The 25,843-nt window shown below is 46.4% G+C and carries 28 protein-coding genes; 10 read left to right on the top strand and 18 right to left on the bottom strand.

The window, feature by feature from the left end; genetic code table 11:
* Positions 1 to 143: 143 nt before the first annotated feature.
* A complete protein-coding gene (locus tag HYN46_RS10925; RefSeq protein WP_114899416.1) occupies positions 144 to 1,097 on the top strand; it encodes an energy transducer TonB in 954 nt (317 codons plus the stop codon).
* Positions 1,098 to 1,159: 62 nt separating this feature from the next.
* On the opposite strand, the gene ybeY is transcribed toward HYN46_RS10925, so the two are convergent.
* Together ybeY and HYN46_RS10915 are read right to left on the bottom strand one after the other, a co-directional pair.
* Entirely contained in the window at positions 1,160 to 1,702 is a 543-nt protein-coding gene (gene ybeY, locus HYN46_RS10920; RefSeq protein WP_114899415.1) for an rRNA maturation RNase YbeY, read from the bottom strand.
* A gap of 59 nt (positions 1,703 to 1,761) precedes the next feature.
* Complete coding sequence (locus HYN46_RS10915; RefSeq protein ID WP_114900723.1) at positions 1,762 to 2,859, bottom strand: PhoH family protein; 1,098 nt, start codon at positions 2,857 to 2,859, stop codon at positions 1,762 to 1,764.
* Positions 2,860 to 3,149: 290 nt separating this feature from the next.
* Here HYN46_RS10915 and HYN46_RS10910 point away from each other — a divergent pair, with 290 nt between their 5' ends.
* Together HYN46_RS10910 and HYN46_RS10905 are read left to right on the top strand one after the other, a co-directional pair.
* Positions 3,150 to 3,908 (top strand): alpha/beta hydrolase, encoded by a 759-nt coding sequence (locus tag HYN46_RS10910; RefSeq protein WP_114899414.1) that lies wholly within the window; start codon positions 3,150 to 3,152, stop codon positions 3,906 to 3,908.
* 175 nt (positions 3,909 to 4,083) lie between these two features.
* Positions 4,084 to 4,959, top strand: coding sequence for a pirin family protein (locus tag HYN46_RS10905; protein ID WP_210009139.1), 876 nt, complete (start codon positions 4,084 to 4,086; stop codon positions 4,957 to 4,959).
* A 100-nt stretch (positions 4,960 to 5,059) separates the two neighbouring features.
* On the opposite strand, the gene miaB is transcribed toward HYN46_RS10905, so the two are convergent.
* Positions 5,060 to 6,511 carry a tRNA (N6-isopentenyl adenosine(37)-C2)-methylthiotransferase MiaB gene (gene miaB, locus HYN46_RS10900; protein WP_114899413.1) on the bottom strand — a complete coding sequence of 484 codons (1,452 nt, stop codon included), beginning with the start codon at positions 6,509 to 6,511 and terminating at the stop codon, positions 5,060 to 5,062.
* Between the two features lie 403 nt (positions 6,512 to 6,914).
* Here miaB and HYN46_RS10895 point away from each other — a divergent pair, with 403 nt between their 5' ends.
* Both HYN46_RS10895 and HYN46_RS10890 read left to right on the top strand, forming a co-directional pair.
* Positions 6,915 to 7,409 carry a YMGG-like glycine zipper-containing protein gene (locus HYN46_RS10895; RefSeq protein ID WP_162818162.1) on the top strand — a complete coding sequence of 165 codons (495 nt, stop codon included), beginning with the start codon at positions 6,915 to 6,917 and terminating at the stop codon, positions 7,407 to 7,409.
* A gap of 181 nt (positions 7,410 to 7,590) precedes the next feature.
* Positions 7,591 to 8,028, top strand: coding sequence for a hypothetical protein (locus HYN46_RS10890; RefSeq protein ID WP_210009137.1), 438 nt, complete (start codon positions 7,591 to 7,593; stop codon positions 8,026 to 8,028).
* A 79-nt stretch (positions 8,029 to 8,107) separates the two neighbouring features.
* Here HYN46_RS10890 and HYN46_RS10885 read toward each other — a convergent pair whose 3' ends face one another.
* Positions 8,108 to 8,878: a hypothetical protein gene (locus HYN46_RS10885; protein ID WP_114899410.1), complete on the bottom strand. Its 771-nt coding sequence runs from the start codon at positions 8,876 to 8,878 to the stop codon at positions 8,108 to 8,110.
* Between the two features lie 383 nt (positions 8,879 to 9,261).
* Here HYN46_RS10885 and HYN46_RS10880 point away from each other — a divergent pair, with 383 nt between their 5' ends.
* Positions 9,262 to 9,648, top strand: a complete 387-nt coding sequence (locus HYN46_RS10880) for a lectin (RefSeq protein ID WP_114899409.1) — start codon at positions 9,262 to 9,264, stop codon at positions 9,646 to 9,648.
* A 90-nt stretch (positions 9,649 to 9,738) separates the two neighbouring features.
* Here HYN46_RS10880 and HYN46_RS10875 read toward each other — a convergent pair whose 3' ends face one another.
* From HYN46_RS10875 to HYN46_RS10865, 3 genes are all read right to left on the bottom strand, one after another.
* Positions 9,739 to 9,987 carry a hypothetical protein gene (locus HYN46_RS10875; RefSeq protein ID WP_114899408.1) on the bottom strand — a complete coding sequence of 83 codons (249 nt, stop codon included), beginning with the start codon at positions 9,985 to 9,987 and terminating at the stop codon, positions 9,739 to 9,741.
* A gap of 29 nt (positions 9,988 to 10,016) precedes the next feature.
* Positions 10,017 to 10,796, bottom strand: a complete 780-nt coding sequence (locus HYN46_RS10870; protein WP_114899407.1) for a DNA/RNA non-specific endonuclease — start codon at positions 10,794 to 10,796, stop codon at positions 10,017 to 10,019.
* Positions 10,797 to 10,998: 202 nt separating this feature from the next.
* Positions 10,999 to 11,271, bottom strand: coding sequence for a DUF3562 domain-containing protein (locus HYN46_RS10865; RefSeq protein ID WP_114899406.1), 273 nt, complete (start codon positions 11,269 to 11,271; stop codon positions 10,999 to 11,001).
* Between the two features lie 256 nt (positions 11,272 to 11,527).
* Between HYN46_RS10865 and HYN46_RS10860 the strand changes: the two genes are divergently transcribed.
* Complete coding sequence (locus tag HYN46_RS10860; RefSeq protein ID WP_114899405.1) at positions 11,528 to 12,034, top strand: hypothetical protein; 507 nt, start codon at positions 11,528 to 11,530, stop codon at positions 12,032 to 12,034.
* On the opposite strand, the gene fnr is transcribed toward HYN46_RS10860, so the two are convergent.
* The 5 genes from fnr to HYN46_RS10835 all read right to left on the bottom strand — a co-directional run bounded on the left by fnr (position 11,993) and on the right by HYN46_RS10835 (position 16,552).
* The gene (fnr, locus tag HYN46_RS10855) at positions 11,993 to 12,721 is read right to left on the bottom strand and encodes a fumarate/nitrate reduction transcriptional regulator Fnr (RefSeq protein WP_114899404.1); all 729 of its coding nucleotides are present in this window, start codon (positions 12,719 to 12,721) and stop codon (positions 11,993 to 11,995) included. The two genes, HYN46_RS10860 and fnr, sit on opposite strands and share 42 nt — an antisense overlap.
* A gap of 169 nt (positions 12,722 to 12,890) precedes the next feature.
* Positions 12,891 to 13,361 (bottom strand): universal stress protein, encoded by a 471-nt coding sequence (locus HYN46_RS10850; protein ID WP_114899403.1) that lies wholly within the window; start codon positions 13,359 to 13,361, stop codon positions 12,891 to 12,893.
* Positions 13,362 to 13,497: 136 nt separating this feature from the next.
* Complete coding sequence (locus HYN46_RS10845) at positions 13,498 to 15,216, bottom strand: SulP family inorganic anion transporter (protein ID WP_228254800.1); 1,719 nt, start codon at positions 15,214 to 15,216, stop codon at positions 13,498 to 13,500.
* 100 nt (positions 15,217 to 15,316) lie between these two features.
* Positions 15,317 to 15,793, bottom strand: coding sequence for a universal stress protein (locus tag HYN46_RS10840; RefSeq protein WP_114899401.1), 477 nt, complete (start codon positions 15,791 to 15,793; stop codon positions 15,317 to 15,319).
* Positions 15,794 to 15,829: 36 nt separating this feature from the next.
* Positions 15,830 to 16,552, bottom strand: coding sequence for a Bax inhibitor-1/YccA family protein (locus HYN46_RS10835; RefSeq protein ID WP_162818161.1), 723 nt, complete (start codon positions 16,550 to 16,552; stop codon positions 15,830 to 15,832).
* A gap of 287 nt (positions 16,553 to 16,839) precedes the next feature.
* Between HYN46_RS10835 and HYN46_RS10825 the strand changes: the two genes are divergently transcribed.
* Positions 16,840 to 17,997, top strand: a complete 1,158-nt coding sequence (locus tag HYN46_RS10825; RefSeq protein ID WP_114899398.1) for an acyl-CoA dehydrogenase family protein — start codon at positions 16,840 to 16,842, stop codon at positions 17,995 to 17,997.
* A gap of 89 nt (positions 17,998 to 18,086) precedes the next feature.
* Here the strand turns inward: HYN46_RS10825 and HYN46_RS10820 are convergent, their stop codons facing one another.
* From HYN46_RS10820 to HYN46_RS10795, 6 genes are all read right to left on the bottom strand, one after another.
* The gene (locus tag HYN46_RS10820) at positions 18,087 to 19,160 is read right to left on the bottom strand and encodes an amidohydrolase family protein (protein ID WP_114899397.1); all 1,074 of its coding nucleotides are present in this window, start codon (positions 19,158 to 19,160) and stop codon (positions 18,087 to 18,089) included.
* Positions 19,161 to 19,222: 62 nt separating this feature from the next.
* Positions 19,223 to 19,966 (bottom strand): SDR family oxidoreductase, encoded by a 744-nt coding sequence (locus tag HYN46_RS10815; RefSeq protein WP_114899396.1) that lies wholly within the window; start codon positions 19,964 to 19,966, stop codon positions 19,223 to 19,225.
* Between the two features lie 25 nt (positions 19,967 to 19,991).
* Entirely contained in the window at positions 19,992 to 20,687 is a 696-nt protein-coding gene (locus HYN46_RS10810; protein WP_114899395.1) for a histidine phosphatase family protein, read from the bottom strand.
* A 3-nt stretch (positions 20,688 to 20,690) separates the two neighbouring features.
* Complete coding sequence (locus HYN46_RS10805; protein ID WP_114899394.1) at positions 20,691 to 21,758, bottom strand: phosphotransferase family protein; 1,068 nt, start codon at positions 21,756 to 21,758, stop codon at positions 20,691 to 20,693.
* A 71-nt stretch (positions 21,759 to 21,829) separates the two neighbouring features.
* Positions 21,830 to 22,663, bottom strand: coding sequence for an SDR family oxidoreductase (locus tag HYN46_RS10800; protein ID WP_114899393.1), 834 nt, complete (start codon positions 22,661 to 22,663; stop codon positions 21,830 to 21,832).
* Between the two features lie 18 nt (positions 22,664 to 22,681).
* Positions 22,682 to 23,926: an acyl-CoA dehydrogenase family protein gene (locus HYN46_RS10795; RefSeq protein WP_114899392.1), complete on the bottom strand. Its 1,245-nt coding sequence runs from the start codon at positions 23,924 to 23,926 to the stop codon at positions 22,682 to 22,684.
* 116 nt (positions 23,927 to 24,042) lie between these two features.
* Between HYN46_RS10795 and HYN46_RS10790 the strand changes: the two genes are divergently transcribed.
* Positions 24,043 to 24,996 carry a LysR family transcriptional regulator gene (locus HYN46_RS10790; RefSeq protein ID WP_114899391.1) on the top strand — a complete coding sequence of 318 codons (954 nt, stop codon included), beginning with the start codon at positions 24,043 to 24,045 and terminating at the stop codon, positions 24,994 to 24,996.
* A 111-nt stretch (positions 24,997 to 25,107) separates the two neighbouring features.
* Positions 25,108 to 25,824 (top strand): DNA-3-methyladenine glycosylase I, encoded by a 717-nt coding sequence (locus HYN46_RS10785; RefSeq protein WP_210009135.1) that lies wholly within the window; start codon positions 25,108 to 25,110, stop codon positions 25,822 to 25,824.
* The last annotated feature ends 19 nt before the right edge of the window (positions 25,825 to 25,843 follow it).

The raw sequence follows: 25,843 nt of genomic DNA, 5'->3' as shown, positions 1-25,843 counted from the left end.
TGAAATTGAACTCACTTAGGACGATTTTACACTTTAGGATGCATTTGTGAGTGTAGATTCAATCAGAAATCGCCTATATTAGTGCCAAATTAATTCACTCTGATTAAATCGATTCAGTAAATAGCCAATTGGAAGGGCAGATCATGGTTGAGCTGCAGTTAAAGCGTTTTTATTTATCAAAGCCAATTCAGGTCATAGGGCAGTGGTTCTCTGAACTAACATCTCAAATGATTGAAAAAAGCCGTACTGATCGTATTTTAACGATATCCATTCTCGCGGCCGTTGCTGTTCATGTCTTCTTTATTTTTGCCATTACTTTTTCTGCACCGCATGATGACCAAGCGGTGATGCAAGATATTGCGCTGGCGGTGAGTGACTCAAAAAAAGATAATCCCGATGCGGACTATCTTGCCCAAGCAAACCAAGAGGGCTCGGGTGTATTGCGCTCTGCACATCGTCTGACCAGCCCTGCACAGGTTCAAAATCAGAATCAGTCGATCCAAGCGCAAAATGTAACGATTCAGATCATCAAAGAAGAACAAGAAGAGTTAACACCTAGCGCAGCGGGAGAGCGTACCGTAACGACCGCAGCAAGCTGGAAAGCCGAGACTCAGGAAGAGAAAAATCGCCGCATGCGCAAAGCGCAAAAACAAAAAGAATCATCGTCGTCTACAGCGTCGATGATCGCTACCCTTGAAGCGCAATACGCGACGCAAAAGCAAGAATACAGTAAGATTAGTTCGATCCATACGGTTGATAGTGTTTCGACCAAAGCCGACCCAAGCGCGGTCTATCTGAACCAATTTCGCCGGAAAGTTGAAAAAATTGGTAATCATAATTATCCGATTGAAGCGCGAAATCGGGGAATCAAAGGCGATGTTCGCTTGATGGTAATTTTGGAGCGTGATGGCTCGATTCGGGCGATTCGTTTAATGCAGACTTCGGGTTACCACATTCTTGATGAAGCCGCTAAAGCTTCGGTACGAGAAGGTGCACCCTATGGCCGTTTTGATGACGCCATGAAGGGCTATAGTCAGTTGCATATTATTCGTACATGGCGTTTTTCTGATGAAAATGAGCTGGATGTTGGCACTTGATGATCAAGATATCAAGATGGGGCTACAACTCACCCATCTTGATGTCGATTGAAGTGTCTTGCTTAGCGATCTGCGTATGGGTCAGGGAAGTGCAAATGATGCATGATTTTAATTTCAAGCGCTTCCATCTCAGCAGCATCTTTTGCACTGGTTTCATGGTCATAACCCAGTAAATGTAATACGCCATGCACCACGAGGTGAGCCAGATGTTCTTTGGGGGTCTTGCCTTGTTCATCCGCCTCACTCAACACCACTGGTAGGCAGATCACCAAATCTCCCAGCGGTTTATTGGGAAGGATCAGTAAAATTTCTTTGGGTAGGTCTGAAGGAAAGGAGAGGACATTGGTGGGTTTGTCTTTTTCACGATAAGCAAAGTTTAACTGCTGGCTTTCAGGCGTATCCACAATACGAATGGCCACTTCGCATTTGCGTTTCTTCTTGATACCAACGACAGATAGCGTTTCCCAAATCCACGTTTGTAAATCTCGCTTGCGCACATGGAGCGCAGGGGATTCGCATACCCGTTGCAGTAAGATATTGAGTTTTTTATTTCGACGTTTAGAGGCACGGTCTTTCGTGCTGACGTCTTTACGTTTTGCTGTCATTAAGCGCTCGTTGCATAAAGGTGCCATCCTGCATTATGACACAGGACGGCGCCTTCGGTTCATACCACGGGCTCTTCAAGGAGCTCTTGGTATTGTGCATCGCTGGCTTTGTCATTGGCATCAATCGCAGCTTTTTGCAGCGCTAAACGCTCGCGTCGTGCAGAGATTTTTTCGCCCATTTCATTCAGGTCGTGATCTTCATAAGCCTCAACGATTTTCTGGACAAGGTAATGACGTACCACATCGCGTGAGTGGAAACGGGTGATATGAATCTCTTCGATTTTCTCAATGACCTTTAACGTATGTGCTAAACCTGACATTTGTCCGCGTGGTAAATCGACCTGAGTAATGTCGCCGGTGATCACTGCACGTGAACCAAAACCAATCCGCGTCAGGAACATTTTCATCTGCTCCGGCGTGGTGTTTTGAGCTTCGTCTAGGATCACAAATGAATGACTCAATGTGCGACCGCGCATGTAGGCGAGCGGTGCAACTTCAATCACCTGTCGCTCAATCAGCTTTGCGACTTTTTCAGAACCCAGCATGTCATACAGTGCATCGTAGAGTGGGCGTAAGTAAGGATCAATCTTTTGTGAAAGATCGCCTGGCAAGAAACCCAGTTTCTCACCCGCCTCAACGGCTGGTCGCACCAAAAGAATGCGCTGGATTTCATTACGCTCCAACATATCAACGGCGCAAGCCACAGCAAGATAGGTTTTCCCCGTTCCCGCTGGACCTATACCGAAAGAAATGTCACTTTCTAATATACGCTGTACATAGCGACGCTGATTTGCACCGCGGGGCAGAATCTTACCTTTACGGGTGTTGAGGAAAACCTCTGGATCCTCATCGTCGTCATCTTCATCGACGTGCGAAGTCCGATCCGTCTGACTGCCTTGAATCAAAAGGTGCAGGTGCTCAGGCGTTAGATTTCGGGTTTCTTCAGTTTCTTGATACAGCCGTTCGAGTAAGCTTTCCGCTCGTTCCACCGCGTCTAATTCGCCTTCAACGACGAACAAACTACCACGATGGGATATTTTGACGTTTATACGTTGTTCGATGAGTTTAAGGTGGGCGTTGTACCCACCAACCATGGCTTTGAGACGTTCTAGCGTAATGCCAGAGAATTCGACGGTACGACTGATGGATGCGACCAAGGCATTTCCTTTTACTAAATGAGTGATGAGGAAGATCACAATCATTGCATCTGGTGACATCTTTTATGATGCAACATTCATGCATGTTATAGCATGGTCAGCGCGTCTTTTTTGTGGTTTTCACGATAATATTATGCATAAAATTAGCAACGATTGGATTGACAAGGAAATATTTTTGGCGAACTGATCATTCATTATCCATTGCTAGACGGCAATCTAGATTTACTTTATCGTGCGTCTATCATGGGTTGATTTTTCAGTCGATTATTTTAAAAAAAGGGAAGCGTACAATGGCTAAAACAATTTTTATGATTCACGGCATGTGGGGTGGGGGCCATGTCTGGGATCATTACAAACCCTTCTTTGAGGCACAGGGCTATCGTGTGATAACGCCGACGTTACGCTTCCATGAAGAGCAGTATCGTACAGTTGCACCAGAAGCTTTGGGCACTGTGAGCTTGTTGGATTATGTCGCAGATTTAGAAGCGCAGATTCGCGCACTGGATGAAAAGCCGATTCTGATGGGGCACTCGATGGGTGGTTTGTTGGCTCAGATTTTGGCGAGCCGCGGATTGGCTCAGTCACTGGTGCTCCTGACCAGCGCACCACCGGCAGGTATTCTGGCGCTGCGTCCATCCTCAACCAAAACCTTCCTGTCCGTTCTCACGAAATGGGGTTTTTGGCGTAAGCCGATGCGCATTACGTTTGAAGAGGCACAGTATGGAATTTTGGAGCTTTTGTCTCCAGAAGAACAACGCGCAACTTATGACAAGTATTCTTTTGAGTCGGGTCAGGCGGCATATGAAATTGCATTCTGGATCGCTGATCGCAAGAAAGCATCTTCTGTAGACACGAATGCAGTAACATGCCCAGTTCTGGTGATCGCAGGAGGACTTGATCGTATTGTGCCTGAATCAGTCGTGCGTCATATTGCAAAGAAATATAAAGCAACCTATAAGGTCTTTGAAGATCATACCCATTCCGTCTTGCATGAGAAGGGCTGGCAGGATGTGGCAGGGTATGCGGCGGAGTGGTTGAAGGCGCATTAGTGCTATCTTTGTTGTTCTAAATATGTTGAATGTCATCTGTTTTATCTTTTAAAGGGATTAAAACTGCAACGACGCGTTGCAGTTGTCCTATCTATGTTTATGATCATTAGCGAGTATCATGCCTCATAAGCAATGAATCTATCACTATAGACGGGTTCATTTTTAGGAGATGATGATGACTAATATCGTTCAAAAAATAACATCAATCGCGCAAGTTACTGATGCGTTCAAAACTATCGAAGGCGATGGCTTTGATGTACTACGCGCAATTCCATCGCATACATCAGAGTCAGTAGGTCCCGTGATCTTTTTGGATCATTTTGGACCTATCGAATTTAAGGCTGGTGAAGCAAAAGGTGCATCCGCTCATCCTCATGCAGGGATTGAGACACTGACTCTGCTTTTAGAAGGCAGTTCTGTCCATAAGGATAGTATGGGCAATACGAGCAGTATGCGCCCAGGTGAAGTCCAATGGATGCGCGCGGGTGCGGGCATCATCCATGATGAAAGCCCTGATCCAGAGCTTCTAAAAACGGGTGGGCGAAATCATGGCGTACAACTTTGGTTTAATATGCCTAAAGGCAAAAAGCATGATGCGCCTGAGTATCAACACTACCGTGCGGATGTCATTCCAGTCTTTGTCAGCGAGGATGGAAAGAGCAAGACGCGTGTCATTGCTGGGCAAGTTGCTGGCCTGACGGGGCCAGTACGATCAAATGGTCATCCTGTTGTTGCCCATACGAGTTTTCTGGGAGAGGGGCAGTTCACGATCCCGACTCCTCAAGCCACGGAACTCGGACTTTATGTGATGACGGGTAGGGTTCAGATCGGAGACTCAGGACAACACCTTGAAGCTGGGCAAATTGCGACACTGACAGCTGGAGATGTACTCCACATCATTAATCCTGAAGGGGCTGCAGAGCTGTTATTGATCGGCGGCGATCCGCTGGATGCACCGATTGTCCGTTATGGTCCATTTGTGATGAATACTCGCTCGGAACTTGAGCAGGCATTCCGAGACTATCATGCTGGACGGATGGGTGTGATCTAAAGCGCTTGACGTTATATCCTAAACGAGGTGTATCGCTTTCATATACACCTCGTTTAATTAGATTCTGCTTTTAATCAGGGTTTATATTTCTAACCTTGAATTAACCCAATACCGCAACCAAGTCTGCCTGTACCAAATTCATACTGCGAATGCCAGTGACTTTGACCTCTACAAACTGGCCAATCAATGAGGTATCGCCAACAAATTGCACCAAACGGGTATTGTCTGCACTGGCGATCAATGCACCTTCTTCGCGATCAGATGTCTTTTCAACCAGCACCTTTAAGGTCTGACCCAGCATCGCATCGGTTTTGGCAACGGTAGAGGCCTTAATTACGGTTTTAACACGCGCCAAGCGTTCTTTTTTGACATCCTCAGGGGTGTGATCAGGCAGTTCTGCGGCTGGGGTACCCGGACGTTTTGAGTAAATAAAGCTATAAGAGTGATCGAAGTCTAAATCGCGGATGAACTGCAGTGTGTCTTCAAACTCTGCATCGCCTTCATTGGGGAAGCCTATGATAAAGTCACTGGAGAGATGAATATCTGGACGTACTGCACGTAGTTTTTTGATTTTCTCGATATAGACATCAATGGTGTGGTTGCGCTTCATCGCGGCCAAAACGGGGTTTGAACCGCTTTGTACTGGCAAATGTAGATGAGAGACCAATTGTGGTAATTCCGCATAGACATTGATGAGTTCATCGGAGAACTCAAGTGGGTGACTGGTGGTGTAGCGGATACGACCTATGCCTTCGATTTTTGCAACCAAACGCAATAAGTCAGCAAAATTACAGACACCGCCATCATGCATTTCACCGCGATAGCCATTCACATTTTGACCCAGCAGTGTTACTTCACGTACACCTTGTGACGTGAGGCTAACAATCTCAGCAATCACATCATCCAGTGGCCGAGAAACTTCTTCACCACGGGTGTATGGAACAACGCAGAAGGAGCAATATTTTGAGCAGCCTTCCATGATCGATACAAAGGCTTTGAAGCCTTCCACTTTGGGTTCAGGCAAAAAGTCAAATTTCTCGATCTCTGGGAAGGAGATATCGACCAGAGAGATTTTTTGATTGGTGGTTTTGTCTGCTTTATTAGCGTTGTGCTGATTCAGCATCTGCGGTAAACGGTGTAGTGTTTGAGGTCCAAAAACCATATCGACATAGGGTGCACGTTTTTGAATACCGTCGCCTTCTTGTGATGCGACACAACCACCCACACCGATAATCAATTCTGGATTCTGTTCTTTTAGTTTGCGCCAGCGACCCAATTCACTAAACACTTTCTCTTGCGCTTTCTCACGGATTGAGCAGGTGTTCATCAGCAGAATATCGGCTTGCGCTGGATCATCGGTCACAACATAACCATGGGAGTCACCCAATAGATCGGCCATACGACTACTGTCGTATTCGTTCATTTGGCAACCTTGGGTTTCGATATACAGACGTTTAACCGGTTTAGAGTCGTCAACAAGCAACTGCGCTGGCGAGGCGGAGTGGGTTGCTTGGAGTGTGGAAGTTGTTGGATCAAACGTCTGTACAGTCATGCGTGTTACCAAAAAATGTTGTGACCAAAAGTGCAAAAGCGCTGAAAACTTCGTAATCAGATCATAGTCTGATTCAAAAGCTAATCCGCTTGAAATAGGAAAACGAATATTTTAGCATTTTTTGAACGTTGGAATCAGAAAGATTGTTTTTTGTGCGCGAGATTCGCGAAAAATTAAAATCAATGTATTGCTGTTATTTGACCAAACATGGCTTTCCTTCATCGTTTCTCCATATTTGACTGGAAAAATGGTGCAGGGCATACAAATGTTTCGAGATGTAACAGGCTTCTACAATTTATGTGTAGTTACCCCGCGATAATCCGCTTAATCTTCAATCATGGAATCTCGCCGTCAGTTTGATTGTAGTTTGTGCGAGTCATTATCGCTCGTAGGAGTAACGAAGATGAATAAGTTAATGATTGCTAGTGTTTTACTGGTAAGTGCTGCAGTTGCACAACCTGCGCTTGCAGACTATGACACTGTCGGTTCTGCTGTTTTAGGCGGTGTAGCTGGCGCGGTGATTGGTCATGCTGTCGGTGGTCGTAATGGTGCTGCGGTCGGTGCAGCCATCGGCGGGGTGAGTGGTGCAGTTATCGCAGCGAACTCACGAGATGGCTACTATGGTCGTGACCGTGTTGTTTACCAACGTCCTGAGGTAGTTTATCAACGCCCTGAGGTGGTTTACAACCAACCTGCGCCGGTTGCGTATTACCCAGCACCAGCGTACTACCCAGTTCGTGAAGTTGCATATCCCGTCCGCCAAGTGGTCTATTACGGCGACGGCTATCGAGACCGTGGTTACTATAGAGGCTATAATCACGACAACGGTTGGCATCGTGGTTGGGATCGTGGAGATAGAGGCGATCGCGGCTGGAATCGCGGATATGACCGTTACTAAGTCATTTCTAAGTTGATTTAAGTAGCCTATAGAGATTCAGCAGCGATTTTGTAGTCGCTGTTTTTTGAGATTGGCTGGATGTACATCATATATTCGATAGCAATCGGTGCTGTGCAGACCTATTAATTCAAATATTGATTGATACGATGCGGTTTTAATGAAAAGTTGGATGGAAAATCTTATGAAAAAAATTCTAGTGACTGTGGCTTTAAGTGCAGCTGCTTTGATTGGGCAGTCTGCTTTTGCGGATGACAGCTTGCGTAATGCAGTAGCAGGCGGATTAGGCGGTGTGGCGGGTGCGGCTGTAGGCCAGCAACTGGGCGGTAAAACTGGCGGTATTATTGGCGCTGGTGTAGGTGGCGGTTTAGGTGGTGAAATGGTTGGCGGTCGTCGCTCAGCAATTGGTGGTGCCTTAGGCGGTGCTGGTGGTGCGGCGCTGGGTGGTGGTAGCCGTAATGGACAATTGATCGGTGCGGGTCTGGGCGGTGCTGGTGGTGCAACCATCGGTAATGAAATGACCAAGAGTCATAATGCCGAAGTCAATTCACGTTACGAAAACCGTCGTTCATATCGTGGATATAAGCATCATCATCGTAAACATCATCGCTGGGATGACTAATGTAGTCTACTCCTAGTGATAGCAAAAAAAGCCTCAGAATCTGAGGCTTTTTTTTATTGTAGAGGGCTATTTAAAAAAATTATTTTGCAAAAAGGTGGGTAATCCCAAATCCGAAACTATAGTTGTTGGTATCACTATTGATTTTCTGCTGGGCTAAATAAAAGTCGAGGACGGTCTTATTGCTGAGGCTATATCCCACAGACTCGAGCACTTGGATGGTTGAGTCTGTGCCACGTTGACCTGTTCCGGACAATTCAATTCCACCGCTTAATTTACCTACAATGGGATGTGATAAGCCAGCAGACCAGCCCCAGGCATTCTGTGAAACCCCTTCATCTTGATGATCACCATAGTGTGTCATATTCAAATTGATATCACTGTGAAAGCCCGAGAAGTCATTACTGACAATAAAATTAATGGTCTGATCAGCGCGGTTGCTCCCTAAATCATGGGTCGCTATCGGTAAGGTGGTACTGAACTCTTCGCCAATGTTAAAGCCTTCTGCAATCGGCTGGGCTAACTTCAACGTTAAATTACCATCGCCAAAACCTCTTGTGCGACCGCTATCTGTTTTGACTTGCGTTAAAGGATCCAAGCCTAGGGTCACTCCAATTCGATCATTGAAGGCATACTTCAAGAGTAAGGGAGAGGTTTTGGTATTTGAGCCACTGGTATTGGCATTTGCAACACCAAATTCAACTTCGAGATATCCAGGTACGGGTAGTGTGGCAGGACTACCAACACTGGGACGATAGGGATTTGCTTGCAAATCACTTTCTGCGGCAGCCAGTTGAGAGAGACCAAGAAGTAGACCTGCGCCAGAGATGCGCAATAGGCTGATATGAGTCATTGCAGAGTCCTTTTTTGTATTCCTATTTTATTTTAAGTTCAATTTTAATCTTGATGTAAAGTATTTGAATAATTAATCATTTTTATTAGGTCAAGATCGCGCGAAAAGGCATTTGTGTCGATGATATACCCAAATGACTCTCTCGGGATTATCGATTAATTCCAGAGGATTGTATTCAAGAATAATGCGATGTTTCCTTTAAAAAAGGGGAATGTTTTTAGAGTTTAAAGAAAATCGATTTTGTTTAACGATTCTTAAATATTAAGGTTTTTGTTTGAGGTAGAGTCAATAGCGAAAGCGAGGATATTTTATCAAACAATAAAACTTAAACGATTGATAACCAAAAAGGAGACTTCAATTATTGGCCTTAGGGGTAATGAAATATGGTTGCTAAACGTAGTAAACTCGATATAGGGCAAGTCCTGTACATGGGTGATTTTCTGACATCCCCACAAGATCTGTATCGTTTGATCATGCACCCGACTGGTAATCTGGTGATCTATAACCAATCAAATGGAAACGTAAAATGGAATTCGAATACCTCGGGTGATCGAAATTGGGCTGTTTTACAAAGTGATGGGAACTTTGTCGTGTATAACAGCAAAGGTGATCATGCGCTTTGGCATTCGAAGTCTGGACGAACCAATGCAGCCCCACTGATGCAGATCGTACTGCAAGATGACGGTAATCTGGTTATTTATAGTGAGGATGCGACTCCAGTGTGGAGTAGTAGTGGTGGACTGGTGAGAACAAAAAAGACAGGAGCATAAGCCCTGTCTTCTGAATTGATATCTGCTATATCTCTTTCAATGCGTTTAAATCTTCGAAGCCCAAAATATTTAATGTGCTAATTAAACGAATCAGTTAAACGGATTGGCAATCGTTTTGGTGGGTTTAATCGCTATCTCATCAGGTAGATCAGACTTTTCGAGCTGCGTCACAATGTCATTGAGCAGACTTTGTAATGTCTTTGCATATCCTAAGCCCACCTTATCTTTGGTCAGTGTAAGTGAACCGTAGAGACTAATGCGATCCGTCCGGTTTTCAGCAGTAAACTCACCTATGGTTAGAACCGAGCTTTCGTCTGCATAAGGTATAAAATCAGTCATGTTGATCCCTTTTTTTATCGGTCTTGAGATTATAGCCCATCAAGGTTTAATGCGGTTTGCTTAACCGTATTAGATAGGGTGGGCATTAAATTTATACCAATTTTACTTTCTAAATCAGCAAGTGAGATGATGCTATAAGTCCCACTGGTATCGTTGGTTGACCAGTATACGCCTGCTGCATCCTTGTTTGGAAAGTACACGACTTTATACATATGTGTGGGAATGGTAACGCCATTGCCGATGGTTTGCAGTGTGCTACCGATATAAGCACCGCCCGTAATGACATAGGCATTACCATTTCTAGTGACCGAATCGCGAGTGCGTTTTTCAAGTGTCGCCCAGATACCTTGGTTGTTCTTAGGAACCTGCGGCACGATGTTGGCTAGAGAAAAACTATCATGCTGAGCAGTGGTATCGTACATGTCGCCATTCGGGGTATTGTGACCTCGGTCATAACCACTGCCTTTATAGTCGGCAAGCGTGGAGCGGTCAGCGACAGGCAGGGCTGTTTCCTCATGAAAGCTATCAACACGAACCAGTGATGCCGCTTGCTGCACGTGTGCTTGAGTTAGGTATTCTGCAGACCATAACGGTGTTTTGGTGACTCCAGAATAGCCGATGCCAAACGCAGAGAAACAAAGGTCAGTAAAGCGGGTTGCTAATTTCTGGTTGACGAGGACAGGTTCTTGTCCACCATAATAATCCTCTAAACAGGATGCATAAGTGCCCAGAGAGGCACTGAGCAGGGCAGCAGAGAGGAGAGTTTTATACGAAACTTTAAACGTGGATGTCTTCAGTAGGGAAATCATAATTTATACCAAATGATAAAATTTATAGCATGGTATATGGCATATGTTTCTGAGGCGTGACAAGCTTTATACGGGTTCGTGAATATGACTATCCGTATTCATATATGACATCTTTTTTTTATATGCGTTGGTTGATTGGTTTTTTAAGTGATAAAAATAAAATCATATATAAATCATTAGTAGACTGTTTCTATTCAATTCGCTATCGAGCGAAGGTTTCCTGAAAATACATGAAATCATTCGCGATAGAGTCTGAATGGTGCTCAATCGTGTTTGCTTGAAACGTGATATTGACGGCTCGGTCATGAAAATACTGCCGGACAGTATTCATCGCCAAGACGGGAATAAAGTCATGGATTTTTGCATTCTCATGTAGTCCCTGCATCACCATTTCATAAGTGTCACGCACTTCATCAATGCTGACATGATTATGGTTGGCAATCTCTGTCAGAAATACATCATCAAGACCACTCATGTTCTCTCTCCAAAATGATGTCGTTATGCTTTTATAAAAAATCCAAATCACAACAAGATTGGTTCATTGGTATTTTAGTCATTGGCAGACACACAGCATTGATCTAGATCAATAGCACTGACGCTTAAAGAAATATGATCACTCCCCCCTTGTTTTAATGGGTGATCTATCTCTGCTTAACATTGACTTAGATCAATAACCCAGTTGTTCGATTTTCATATAGTGATCATGAGAAGAATAATGTTTGGAGTCAATCATGAGCAAATCCTATGTGGTGAGTTTGGCAGCTATATTGTTTCTAGTCAGTATCGCGATTGCCAATTTTGCGAGTGTCAGTATGTCGATGATCATTCACTTCTTATGTCCGGTGAGTCTGGTGATTATCATGACTGTGGGGGCGTTTTTGTATTTCTACGGAGAGGAATTTTCGATTCAGGGGGTTGTAGGGATTTTGTCAGTTGGATTTGGTTTTCTATGGTTTATGAGCCGTGAACTTTGGGAGAGCTGGGCACGCGGTGGTGATTTAGCTTGGCAGAATTTTGCAGGTCTTCGTCCACTGAAAGCGGTGCTGCCTGAACCTCTGGCTGTTCATCCCTTTGTCTTTGATCAATCTTATATTTTGCTTTGGTACGGCTTGGGTGTTGGGCTGATCATGTATGGCGGGTATTTGATGTACAGAGGATATCATCCGATGGTTCAGGTGAGCAAACTGCCTCAACCTTCAAACAGGATCAGCCAACGCACAAAGCGTCGTTCGATCTAGAATCGTAACATCTTTGCCATTTACGGCAATCACCCCAATCTCTTGAAAGTGGGTGAAGATCCGACTGACTGTCTCGAGTGCTAAACCCAAGTGATTACCGATATCTGCACGAGACATGGGTAAATAAATGTGATTTTCATTGAGTTTGCGACGTTTATGTCGGGTGGTAAAGGACAATAGTAGAGTGGCTACTTTTTCTTCTGCAGGGCGTTTACCGACCATCTGCATGATTTGATGGTCATTGCGGATTTCGGAGCTCATGAGTTTAAATAGATGATGATGCAGGCTAACATGCTTCATAGATAGCACTTCCAGCGCATCAAATGGGATGGCGCATATGGCAGTTGTACCCAGTGCGGTAGCCGTACTTTCATAGGCAGGATTTCCGATACTATCCAGACCTACGATCTCACCGGGGAGGTAAAATCCTGTAATTTGCTCTGCGCCATTTGCCGCAGTTGAGTATGTTTTGATGGCCCCAGAACGAACAGCATAAATTGCTTCAAATGGGGTGCCTTGGCGAAATAGAACACCACCGCGAGGGATGGGGCGATTACGACCAATGATATTTTCTAATTGATCTAGATCTTCATCGGCTAATGCTGGCGGGAGACAAATAGGATTAAGCGCGCAATCTGAACAATGCGCTGCGCGTGATTCACGAAGATTTAAATGTTTAATATCCATAAAGATGATCCCATTGACCTCACCAGCACTCCTTGCTGATCAGTAACCGAACCATCTTATCATTTTTATCGAATTTTATCCTTTAAATCACTTTAAATGCCCTTTCGTCAAGAAGAGCATTTAGGGGGATAGTACAGAGCGACCCGCTTTAAGGGGGGGGGATATGCGCTCAATGCGTTTTTTCAGCGTCCCGAATCAGCAAAACAGGTACCAGAGATTGTCGGATGACATTCTCTGCGACACTGCCGAGAAAAAGTCGTTTGATACCGCGTCGGCCATGCGTTCCGATAACAATCAGATCCGCTTGAAAGTCTGTCGCTGCCTTGACCAGAGCGGGAGCGATATCAAAGTCCGCAGTCGCGCCTAAATCAATTAGGCTGGTTTCCAGTTTAATGTGACCGAGATTTTCAGCATCTTTTTGGGCACCTTTGAGGATATCCTGACTGACTTTAAGGAAAGCGCCGTGCATCACCTCATAGCTATACACCATCGTCAGTGTCATATAACCGGCCAGAGGGTTCTCGACCACATTCACCGCCCTGACTTGAGCCCCCTCTTTTGCAAGCCTCAAGGCTTCATGTAGCGCTAGTTTTGAGGTTGGACTACCGTCAACAGCTACCAAGATATTTTTATACATCATAGACCTCCAAGTCTTCCGTTGGAATTGCATGGATACAGGACCAAATTTGAGGTTCGAAATAACCCTGTGCTTATTTATGATGCTACAAGTTATACATAAGTACGGTATTGACCTAGATCAAGGCTTTGAGGGAAATTTAGCGTTGCGGACGTGCCAGATAATGCGCAATTGCACTTTCAATAGTTGGGAAAAAGTGCTCCGCACCAATCAGAGTAAACAAGCCATAATCCTTGAGGCGGTCTTTGACGGGGCCTTTCATCTCGGCAAAGTTCAATTCAATATGTCGATTGTTTAGACGAGTATTCAGTGCAAGCAGCATGTCTGCGGCAGTTACATCAATATCGGTTATAGGCTCTGCGGCAATGATGATCCAATTAGTCGGTGTTTTCGCAGCCTCAATAGCTTGCTGAATATGCTCATCGAAGGTGGATTGATTGGCGAAGAAAAGTGGAGCATCCCAGCGAAATATCAGTAAACCTGTGATTTGTTCAGCCTCGGGGTGACGGCGTATATCACGATACCCTTGATTCATTACAACACCTAATACGGCATCATAAGGTCGCCATGCTCGCCAGACAAAAGCAATAAGCGCTACGCCAACGGCTAAAAAGATCCCTTGCACCACATCGATCAGCGCAACGCCCAAAAAACAAATGATCGACAACCAGAACTCACTGGGGCGTATACGATAGAGTCTTTTGAGCCCGTCAATCTCGACTAACGACAAACAGGCCGCAATCACAATTGCGGCAAGCACGGCACGTGGGACATGTTGAAGTAGAGCTGGACTAAAATAAAGTACAAGTCCGATACCGATTGCTCCAATCACATTGGTTAATTGGGTTTTGGCACCCGCAGACTCTGCAACGGGTGTCCGTGATGCACTGCTACTAACCGAGAATCCATGAAAAAGCCCAGATCCCAAATTAGCTAGACCCAAGGCAATGAGTTCTTGGTTGGGTTTAGGCTGATCCCCCAAACGCTGCGCATAAGTGCGTGACAACACGCTCATATCGGCAAAAGCGACCAGTGTGATTGCGATTGCAGCAGCAAATAGGGTTTGTATTTCTGGCATCGATAAGATTGGCCAAACAAAAGCAGGAAACCCCTGAGGTAGGCGACCTACGACCGCAATTTCTGATTGGGTTTGAGGGCTTAAAAGATTGACGAACAAGGTGGCGAGTAGCATCGCAATGAGGATGGCAGGTAGGCGCGGATAAAAGCGTTGTCCCAATTTGATGATCACAAGACAGCTACAACCAATAGCTGCGACCAACCAATGCCCCTCACCTGATACGAGCTGATCGATGAATGCAATCAACTCTTGGATCAGATTACCCCCTTCTGTTTCAAGTCCAAACAGTTTAGGCAGTTGACTAACCAACACGGTAAGCGCAATACCATTGAGGTAGCCATAGCGGATGGGTTTAGATAAGAGTTCGGTGATGAATCCTAAACGCAGCAGACCCGCGATAATACACAGCACACCTGTCATCAGAGCCAGCATGCTGGCCAGTGCGATCGCCTTGTCTGTGGAGCCGTTGGAAAGGGGCAGGATCGTAGTGGCAATCAGTCCAGCAAGTGCAGAGTCTGGTCCTAAGACCAAGATCCGACTTGGCCCAAAAAGGGCATAGATCAACAAGGTAGAGATTGTTGTGTAGAGCCCGTAAATGGCAGGTAACCCAGAAGCTTCTGCATAACTCATACCCACAGGAATAAGGATTGCTGTGAGCACTAGTCCAGCACTGACATCGGATACCAGCCATCTAGATTCGTAGCGGCGTAGCATCGATAGCCCAGGTAACCAATCTATGATTTTATCTAAGAGCAAGGATGAGATCGGTGCAGTCATCATACTGCTCCTGAGCGAAAAATAAGCATGAAGCAGCCTAGCATCATTTCGGATGATTGGTATCTGTTTACGGCATGGCCCCGAAAACTATTCTAAATCTAAACTATTTTGTAGCATCATTAGGGCTGCGAATCAGCAATACTGGTTGATTTGCACGACGAATTACTTGTTCGGCGACGCTACCAAGGAAGAGCCGTTTAATCCCACGCCGACCATGTGTGCCGATCACAATTAAATCGGCTTTCATATCATCAGCAGCCTGCAAAAGAGCGCGAGCAATATCATTATGTCCAGACTTGAAACCCAGATCGATCAGTTGCGTTTTGAGTGAAACCTGAGCGTGCTGTAACGCTAAGGTTTCGGCATTTTTTAAGATATGCTCTGCTTGTTTTGCAAATTCAGCATGTGCTTGCTCAAAGTTGAATGCCAGTGCATCTGGCGTATTGTAGCTTTGTAGCGGATTGTCGAGTACGGTGACCGCTGTGATCATGACGCCAGTTCCTGCAAACTTTAGCGCCTCGTGCAGTGCCAGATCAGATGTCGTGCTACCATCAATAGCCAGTAGAATATTCTTGTACATGATTTAGATCTCCTGAGTGAGGATCCGTGCAAACACTTATGACTTGGAATAAGTCAATCTCAAGGGTGCTAGAAAAACATTAATAAAATCGAGATAAAGACCGAGTGCGCCTAAAATCGGTTCACGATTTCGTGGTTCACAATCAGGACATACGGTGTAGTAACGTTTTTCAATTTTTGGAGTATTAAAAGCAGTCAGACTTGAAAAAATCACAATTCCAACTGATGAAATGATCAGGTCAATGGGGGGGGAGGTCACCCAGACATTGATACAACCCAATACGGAGATGCCGACAAAACTTAAGAGCAGTAAGGTCCCCATACGGGTCAAACTACGCTTGGTAAAAAAGCCGACGATACTTAAAATAAAAAATGCGGCCGCAATGGCGCAGAATGCTTTGGCAACGCTATCGCCCAGATAAATCTGAAAAATGCCAGCAAATGAGAATCCAATCAACACGGCAAACATCAAGAAATAAAACTTGGCGGTGGATATTCGGATGTGCTCAGTTTGGGTACTTAAAGTGACGACCACCACAAGTGGGATGGCAAGCAGCGTGGGTAAAATAAAAGGCTCAGTTGCAAGGGTGCGATATAAAGAGCTGCTGGCACATAAATAAGCAACTAGCCCGCTCATACATAAACCAAAGGTCATATAGCGATAAATGGCATAAAGGTATTCGGGGAACCCATCATCAAACGCTAGTCCCCAAGGCTCATCTTCTTGGTGATCGTATAGCTTCTCGTGAAGTATGTTCATCGCCGCCTCCAAATGCTTCAGCTTATCCTGCATGCTATTTAGATTACCCCTTATGAATGACGTGGTATTGACCCAGATCAAATTCAAGGCACTTTTTGATAAATGGATTAGCAAAAAAAGACATATCAATTTGTTGTTTTTTGCTGAGTGGTTTTGCTAAAGCTGTGTCCATACTTAAGAGCATTTTTAAAGCATGGTGTAAGAGAAGCCTCTTAAGATTGCGCGCTGTGTTGTCAGCGAAAGAACAGTCAAATGCGAAATCCATTTTCAGATTAAAGGAATGAGTGATGAAATTTACGGCTGAACACGAAGCGCTGCGCCGCACCGCACGACAGTTTGTTGACAAAGAAATTAATCCTCATGTGAATGACTGGGAAAATGCCGATATTTTTCCTGCCCATGAACTCTTTAAAAAAATGGGTAATCTGGGACTACTTGGCATCAATAAGCCTGTCGAGAATGGTGGTTTGGGTCTGGACTATTCTTATCAAATGGTGGTTGTTGAGGAGTTTGGTCGTATTGCCTGTGGTGGAGTGCCGATGGCTATCGGTGTGCAGACCGATATGGCGACGCCTGCATTGGCACGATTTGGGTCTAAAGAGCTTCGCGATGAGTTTTTGACACCTGCAATTGCTGGAGACTATGTGGCGGCTATTGCCGTGAGTGAGGCGAGTGGTGGATCGGACGTTGCATCGCTTAAAACCTACGCATCGAAAGATGGTGACGACTATGTCATCAATGGCAGCAAGATGTGGATTACCAATTCTACCCAAGCAGACTTTTTCTGTTTGCTTGCGAATACATCCGACGACAAACCCCATGTCAATAAATCGATGATCATCGTTCCGGCTAAGACACCAGGGATCACCTTGTCCAAGAAACTGGACAAAATGGGGATGCGTAGCTCAGATACTGCGCAAGTTTTCTTTGACAATGTTCGCGTGCCACAGCGCAATCGTGTCGGTGCTGAGGGCATGGGCTTTATGATGCAGATGATGCAGTTCCAAGAGGAGCGCTTGTGTGCGGCGGCGGGCGCATTACTGGGTAGTGAGACGGTTATCAATGCCACCATTGATTATTGCCGTGAGCGGACGACTTTCGGTCAGCCACTGATTGATAATCAAGTCATTCATTTTCGTATGGCTGAGCTCATGACAGAGGTTGAAGCATTACGCGCTTTGACCTATCAAGCCTGCGAGGCGCATATCAGTGGGGAGGATGTCACGCGTCTCGCATCAATGGCGAAGCTAAAAGCGGGTCGCTTGTTGCGGGAGGTCAATGACTCCTGCTTACAGTACTGGGGCGGCATGGGCTTTATGTGGGACAACATCGTCGCTAGAGCTTATCGGGATAGTCGTCTGATCTCGATAGGCGGCGGTGCAGATGAAATCATGCTGGGGATTATTTGCAAATATATGAATATTTTACCGAGCCGTAAGCGTTAATCAATCGTATAGATTTTTATAAATCATCAAAAAGTCCTGAAGCGATTGGCTTGAGGACTTTTTTGATTTTGACATATTGAGAGTTTGACTTATATTTTAAGACCATAAAACCGAATCGCATTCTCCCGAAAAACCGCCTTCAATGCTGACTCTCCATAAGGCGCAATAAGCTGAGCATACGCCTCAATAACATCAGGCAGGCGTGCTGTGACTTTATCCATCGGGAAATTGGATGCAAAGATCAAGCGCTCGGGTCCAAAGACTTTATATGCGTGTTCAACCAATGGCCCTAAAAGATTCACGATCATCTCCACACTGGCAAGTTCATGCCGTTTATGAAAGTCATGTCCTAATACTGGCATGAGCAGCCCAGACACTTTGGCTTGGACATGGGGCAATGCTGCAAGCTCAGCGATGTCATCTTTCCATTGACTCAATATCCCAGCACGTTGTGCGACCGTGTATCCGGTTGAACGACCCACTGGACCGAAGACGCCGACAGGGGTGGCTAAGTGGTCAATCACAAATTTGATTTCAGGAAATTGTTTGGCTAGATACGTCACATCGGGCAGTTGGGTTGAGTAAGCCCATGCATCGAAACTCAAGCCATAGTGTGCGAGTCTCTCAAAACGCTTTAAGAATATAGGATTGGTATAGATGTGAGGGTAGGCACTAAAACCATGTACACCCGGGTCTGAGTGATGCGCAGCCATGCAGCGGATGCCACGAAATAAAGGCGATGCGGCGATGTGTCCTTTGAGGATGTCGTCAAAGTGAGGACTCAGCGGATCGGCTTTACCAATGATCGCGCCGAGCTTTGGCGTATGACCGTGACCAAAAGGCAGCTTGGAGACCCATGCTGTCTCCTCAACGACGCCTAGTCCGTGATGATGATGCCAATCGGCTTCAATGTGAACAACCGCTTCAACCGCAAATGGCGCACTGTCTTTCATATAGTTGGCAGGTAAATATGGCGACAATGCCCCCTCGGTCAGGCCGATAAAGTCGATTGTTGCTTGAGGCAGTGCCAAACGTGCAGTACGGTCCATGAGGCGTGGAAACCGCCCGAGTAATTTCACCAATAGCGCGGCTTTATGCGGGGTATGGTAAGGGTTCCACTGATGAATGTGCGGATCAATGATCGGGAAGGACAGTACACTCATACTACAGATTCCGTTCTAATGGCGTTAATTGATTTGAATGATCGTTATCAGCATTGTAGAGGCTAGCCTAATTTAATTACCCATTTGAGCGGAAAATGCTTCATAAAGAATCCGACCAATGTCCAAGGCCAGCCCGGTACACATGCCGTGCTCGGTTCACGATCAATTGCGCGAACTAAGGCTTTACTTCCGACTTCTTCACTGACTTCAAAAGGTAATTTTTTGGCTCCAGCGTTGAGTTCTGTCCGGATGTAGCCGGGCAAGATCGTACTGACTTTGATCGGCGTGTCAAAGAGTTCTGCACGGATGCCTTCGGTCAGTGCGGCGATCGCGGCTTTACTTGCAGCATACGTGGTCAGGTGGCGGGGTAATCCTCGGAATGCACTCATGGATGAGATCGTCACCAGATGACCAGCATTCTGGCGGCGGAATATACCGACAGCAGCTTCACACTGTGCAAGCCCTGCGATGAAGTTGGTTTCGGCCGTCTGACGATTAATCTCAAAATGACCTTTACCGATGCGTCGCCCATTGCCCACGCCAGCATTGACGATGATGCGGTCTAGTTGACCAAATTCAGCAGCAAACGCTTCAAAGACTTCAAAAACTTGCGGATAATCATTCACGTCGAGCACGCGTACCGACACCTTGACGCCATATTTTTCGGTCAGCTCATGCTGGAGCTCATCTAAACGTTCAATACGTCGTGCACACAGGGCAAGGTTATGTCCACGGGCGGCAAACTCGCGAGCCATACCCGCGCCGATTCCAGAGCTTGCACCGGTGATGAGGATATTTTTGCGCATGATTTATTATTCCTTGATTGAGTGATTAGCGAAATGTCAAAAGCGAGTGATGACGGCCGCTAAAATGTCCATATTCATTGAGACTCATCAGATTGCGATGTCGAGCACTTTGGGCGATACGGGTCAATCCGCAATTGGCGAGAGTCCAGTTGGTACGGAAGGTCGCGCTATTGTTGAGTTCCAATAACGCTTGAGCAATGACCGAGATGCATCCACCCGACGTAAAGACCAGCGCATGTTGGGATTGATTCAGCAATGCAGCGACTGTGTCCAATCCTGACTTCACACGCTGTTGAAACTGGGGCCATGTCTCATCGTAATCCTGCTCATGTTGACCATCGACCCAACGGGTAATCGAAGCCTTAAACATTTGCATAAAGACCTCTTCAGGCCGAACAGATTGCTGCATGGCTTGCTGAATAATCCATTCCCGGTCACGATAGCGCGGCTCAGATTTTTCAAGAATGTGCTCGTGGTTAAATTCGCTGAAATCGGGTAGTACTTGTAAGGGTAAGTCGAGCCCCATCGACTCAAGGCAAGTCTCTGCAGTTTGGCGATGACGCAACATGCCGCCAATGAAGACGGTATCAATCGACTCCTCGCGTTCGGCAAGGGCTACACCAAGGCGTCGTGCTTGGTCATAACCGATATCTGAAAGTTGGTCGTAATCGGATTTTCCGAACGAAGCTTGACCATGGCGAATCAGGGTAATGGTAGACATGGCTTAACCTCGACTTGCCGCGATGGTTTGACGACAACGTCTCCAGATGGCCCAGTTGATGAGCCAAAAGTTTTTGAACGCTGGGTTATCTGTTTGTTTATGGTGATAACGGTAATAGATTTGCTGGGCGATGACGGCGACACGGAATAAACCCGCAACTTCATAGAACGCCCAGTTTTTGATTTCGACACCAGTTTTTTGCTGATAGTAATCGACCACTTCTGATCGGGTGAGCATTCCAGGAAGATGGGTTGGCTGGCGACGCATCTTGCGCAGAATAATGTCGTCATTCGATTGAATCCAATAGGCGAGCACATTACCCAGTTCCATCAGTGGGTCACCAAGCGTTGCCATCTCCCAATCTAATACACCAATCACCTGTGTTGGCTGGGTTGGGTCAAGAACAACGTTGTCAAAGCGCCAATCGTTATGGATGACACAGGTTGCAGAGTCCTCGGGGGTATGGTCTGCGAGCCATTGGCGAATACCCTTGTAGGACGGGACATTCCATGTTTTTACTTTTTCATAGCGTCCGCTCCAGCCATCGACTTGACGTTTACAGTAGCCACTCCCTTTGCCGATCGATTCAAGACCTGCCGCGCGATAGTCCACTTGATGTAGAGCGATGAGCTGATCGAGTGTGTTGGTACATAAGGTGTGTACCTCATCCTTGGTCATCGTCAATTCTTTAGGCAGGTTAGCGCGCGGGATGATGCCTTCGATGCGGCGCATGATATAGAACTCACAGCCAATGATTGCATCATCTTGGCAGAGCGCAATCATCTCAGGTACTGCAGGGTAAGCGTCTTTCAACTGCTTCTGAATATTGTATTCGCGCACCATGTCATGTGCGCCTTTGGCCTTGGTGCCAGCAGGTGGGCGACGCAGAATCAGATCGTGATTGGCGTACTTCAGATGATAGGTCCAGTTTGATGCGCCGCCAGAATATTGAGTGACCTCAGGCAGTTCTTGCGCAAGATCGGGTAAATGCTGCCGTAACCAACGATCAACTTTCTGGATATCCAGTTCTTCGCCATGACGGATGGAGCCGCCTTGATCAATGAGTGCCATTTTTTTCTTTCCTATGGATCGTTTTGATCTTCATTTTTATTTGAATGCGTAGTGATACATGTAACGTTTAGTCAGTTTTTACGCGGCTTCATCCGACTAACACTGCGCTGAAAGAGTTTGCTGTAGAGCCGCTGGGGCAGGTAGCGTTTAGCCAACCAGAGGCGCTCACCAGCAATATGCGGCAAGATATATGATTCATGCTTTTCCACACCAAGAACGATTTTTTCCGCCACTTGTTCAGCGGAGAGCTTGCCGCTGCTGAGCAGCTTGCCCATCATTTTCTTGAGGCTTGGGTCAGTCGTGCGCATGGTTTCTTCAAGATTAGTTTGGAAGAAGGACGGGCAGACGACACTGACATGGATGCCTGCATCCATGAGCTCTTGCTCAAGCGTTCCTGAAAGAGCGACCACGGCTGCCTTGGAAACGTTATAAGAGGCCATACGAGGAACATCGAGTAAACCTGCCATGGAAGCAATGTTGACGATATGACCATGACCTTGGCGTTTGAAAATCGGTGTAAAGACCTTGCAGCCGCGTACCACACCCAGCAGATTAATATTGAGAATCCACTCCCAGTCACTGAGCAACACGTCTTCTATCGCACCCGCTTGAGCGACGCCCGCATTATTGATGAGGACATCCAGACCTCCCCAACGTTGATTGAGCTCATCAGCGATGATTTGTAGGTCTTCTTCATGGGTCACGTCTGCATGACGGTAAAGCATCTCCGTCGAAGGGCTGATACGCTGTAGTTCTTGACGGGTCTCTTCACCGCGTGCGTCACTGACATCCGCGATGCAGACCTGGCAACCTGCATGGGCATAGTGGAAAGCGAGTGCTCGGCCCAAGCCACTTGCACCGCCAGTAATAAAGACGCGTTTAGTTTTTGATGATAGTGTTGACATGCGCAATGATCCCTTTGCTTATTTAGATTTTGTCTCGCCAGTGTTTCGTTTGGCAAGCTCAATACGTGCGATGACTCCTTTATGCACCTCATCGGGTCCGTCCGCAAGTCTTAAACTACGGGCTTGAATAAAGAAGCCCGTAAGGGGAGTATCCTGAGATACGCCTGCACCGCCATGTATCTGGATCGCCATATCGACGACTTGTTGCAAGACATTCGGGGCTATCACTTTGATAGCTGAAATTTCGGTCATCGCGCCTGAGGTACCATAAGTATCCATTTTCCATGCCGCGTAGAGCGTCATGAGGCGGGCTTGATCAATGGCGATGCGTGCATCAGCGACACGCTCAAGATTGCCGCCTAGATTAATGACTGGTTTGCCAAAAGCCACACGCTGTGTACCGCGATCAATCATAAGTTCCAGCGCTTTTTCCGCAGCGCCGATGCAGCGCATACAGTGATGAATCCGACCGGGGCCGAGACGCCCTTGGGCAATGGCAAAACCTTCACCCGGGCCGACAATAAAATTGCTGATCGGTACCCGTACATTGGTGAAACTGACTTCACCATGACCATGCGGAGCATCATATTCACCAAAGACAGGCAGCATGCGTTCAATTTTGACCCCCGGAGTATCGAGTGGTACCAAAACCATAGAGTGCTGGTGATGCCGACCTCTTCCTTCGTTAGGAGTGTGCGCCATGAAGATACCGATTTTGCAGTGCGGATCACCGACCCCGCTCGACCACCACTTACGACCATTCAGTACGATTTCATCGTGATCGATAATGGCCGTGGCTTGCATATTGGTCGCATCCGAAGAGGCAACATCAGGTTCTGTCATAAAAAATACGGAGCGAATCTCACCGGCTAATAGTGGGGAGAGCCATTGTTTCTTTTGCTCTTCGCTGCCATAGCGCCACAGCACTTCCATGTTGCCTGTATCGGGAGCGTTACAGTTAAATACGGTAGGAGCGAGGAGGCTGCGACCCGTTTGCTCGGCGATGTGTGCATATTCTTGAATATTAAGCCCTGCGCCAAGCTCAGCATCAGGTAGCCAGAGATTCCATAAACCTTGTTCTTTTGCTTTGTTTTTCAGGTCTTCAAGTATCGTAGGAACTTTCCAGTGTTGCCAGTCACCGCTGGGATTGGTGGCACGAACTTCTGCCCAGAATGCAGGTTCGACAGGTTCGATATGATCGCGAATAAACGCTTTAACGCGCTCTAAAACGTCCTGTCCTCGGCTGCTCAGTTCGAATTGCATGGATACTCTCCTTGGAAATTTTATGATGCGTCTTTGTTATTTATCACGCTGAAGGCATATCCGTATCTTAAGGTTTGTCGTACGATGTAGAAAATGATCATTTCTCATGGTATGTCATGCATGAAATTAATGAATTAAATCGATTAGATCGTCTGGACCTCAATTTGTTCCGCGTCTTTGATACGGTCTATCGTGAACGTAATCTGACCCATGCCGCTGAAATATTGTCTTTAAGTCAGTCGGCAGTCAGTCATGCTGTCGGGCGATTACGTGTCAGCCTCGGTGATCCTTTGTTTGTGCGGGAAGGGCAAGGGGTGGTGCCAACACCGCTTGCTGATCGCCTCTGGCCAGATGTCAAAGAGGCATTAGCCCTCTTTCGTCAAGCAGTACTGCGCAATCAAAGCTTTGAACCCGCACGTGATATAAGCCATATCACACTGGCCATGAATGACAAGTTAGAACCCAGCATTCTGCCGGTCATCACCCAAGCACTGCACGCCAAAATCCCCAATCTTGAGCTTTCCAGTATCCGCCTAGACCGTGAGAACTTACGTGCAGATCTTGTGGCAGGTCGTATTGATTTTGCGATTGATGTTGCGCAGCCAACGTCGCCTGATATTTGTCATGTGTCCTTACTCAAGGATGAGTTTGCGGTGGTGAGTCGACAGCCGCGTGAGCTTGATGCTGGTGCATATTTGGCAGCGCGTCATATCACGGTGTCTTCACGCCGTTCAGGCAAGTCGGTTGAAGATATTGCTCTATCACGTTTAGGCATTGAGCGTCAGGTGGTGGTGCGTTGCCAATATTACGAGGCGGCTTGTCGCTTGGTTGCTCAGAGTGATCTGTTGCTGACGATGCCCCTGCATCAAGCCATGACCATGAATACTGCGCTGGGGAATGTCATCCTACCGCTCCCATTATCTCTGCCCGGCATTGAGCTGCATCTGTATTGGCACCAACAGCGGCAAGCCGATCCGGCGAATCAGTGGTTAAGAGGGGAGTTGATGGGGCTGTTTGATCAGAAAGAAGAAAAGAAAGTCGATGAGATTGCAGGCAGTAGTGAGGTATGAGATTCTTCTTCGCACTCAATTTAATAAAACTATCCTTAAAGCTACGGATCGGGAAAGTGTTAAGTCATCCCGCGTATTTAAATAAAGCGTTTGTTCTTGTGGAGTACACTCATGCAAGCATTTAGTAAAATCTATGAACGTGCACTGGATCGCAAAGGTGGCGTCGAAGCATTGAATCAGCTATTGCCTGTTGTGTTAAGCCGTGATGAGCTCGCGGCAATACCAGACTCTTGCTATCTTTCAATGATTGCTAAAGGCATTAATCAAGCCGGATTTAATTGGCAAGTGATCGAGAATAAATGGCCGCAGTTTGAGGAAGCTTTTCTGGGTTTTGATGTGGAAAAATTAGCGCTCTTACCCGATACCGTCTGGGATGCTTATCTGTTCGATACGAGAGTTGTGCGTAATTGGCAAAAGATTGAAGCTGTCTATAAGAATGCCGTCTTTTTGCGAGAGCTTGCTGAGGAACATGGCAGTGCTGCTAATTTCTTTGCCAATTGGGATGAACAGGATCAATTAGGCTTGCTGCAATATTTGAAAAAGCATGGCAGCCGTTTAGGTGGCATGACGGGGCGTTATTTTTTACGTCGTATGGGCAAGGATATGTATCTGCTGAGTCGTGATGTGATACTGGCATTACAGCATGCGGGACTTGATATCGCGGATGAGCCCAGCAGCCAAAAAGATTTAAAGCGTATCCAAAGTTGTTTTGACCAATGGCATGTAGAAACAAACTTACCTTATAGTCACTTGAGTAAGATTGCTGCGTATTCGGTCGGAGAGAATTATCCTGCGGATTATGTGGTAGAGCGAATGGGTGGTAGTTAAGTCAAGCTTAAACCTAATT

Origin of the sequence: Aquirhabdus parva, from assembly GCF_003351745.1 — a bacterium.
GTDB classification, from domain to species: domain Bacteria; phylum Pseudomonadota; class Gammaproteobacteria; order Pseudomonadales; family Moraxellaceae; genus Aquirhabdus; species Aquirhabdus parva.
Note: the sequence above shows the minus strand (reverse complement) of the source record. Positions and strands in the feature narration are given on the sequence as shown.